This is a genomic window from Mesorhizobium sp. M1E.F.Ca.ET.063.01.1.1, from assembly GCF_003998155.1.
GTDB lineage: Bacteria > Pseudomonadota > Alphaproteobacteria > Rhizobiales > Rhizobiaceae > Mesorhizobium.
Genome location: NZ_RZSC01001371.1, coordinates 1 through 769 on the forward strand (window position 1 = coordinate 1; position 769 = coordinate 769).

Annotated in this window: 1 protein-coding gene; it reads right to left on the bottom strand. The window is 65.3% G+C overall.

Annotation, left to right across the window (positions count from 1 at the left end; translation table 11 throughout):
* The coding region (locus EOA29_RS38655) for a biotin carboxylase N-terminal domain-containing protein (protein ID WP_245468804.1) at positions 1-768 on the bottom strand (768 nt) is incomplete at its 3' end.
* Between the last annotated feature and the right edge of the window lies 1 nt (position 769).

A 769-nucleotide genomic window follows, 5' to 3' on the forward strand; every position in this document is an offset into this window, starting at 1 on the left:
CAGCGCCACCGCCTGCTCTCCCATCGCCTTGCGCGTCTTGGCGTCGAGGAACGGCGACGGCGCCTCCTCGACCACCTTCTGGTTGCGGCGTTGGACCGAGCACTCGCGCTCGCCCAGATAGAGCGCGTTGCCATGCGCGTCCGCCAGCACCTGGATCTCGATATGACGCGGATCGACGACGAATTTCTCGATGAAGACGCGGTCGTCGCCGAAGGAGCTTTTCGCTTCCGAGCGCGCGCGCTCGAAGCCGTCGCGGACTTCCGCCTCGCTCCAGGCGATGCGCATGCCCTTGCCGCCGCCGCCGGCCGAGGCCTTGATCATGACCGGATAGCCGATCTCGCCGGCGATCCTTTCGGCATGGTCGGCATTTTCGATGACGCCCAGCCAGCCGGGAACGGTCGAGACCTTGGCCTGGCTGGCGAATTTCTTCGATTCGATCTTGTCGCCCATCGCGCGGATCGCCTTGGGCTTCGGCCCGATGAAGACGATGCCTTCCTTTTCCAGCGCTTCGCAGAAGGAAGCGCGCTCCGACAGGAAGCCGTAGCCGGGATGCACCGCCTCGGCGCCGGTCTCCTTGCAGGCGGCGATGATCTTCTCAGGCAGGAGATAGCTCTGCGCGGCGGCCGGCGGGCCGATATGCACCGCTTCGTCGGCCATTTCGACATGCATGGCGTCACGATCGGCATCCGAATAGACCGCGACCGTGGCAATCCCCATCTTGCGCGCCGTCTTGATGACGCGACAGGCGATCTCGCCACGATTGGCGATC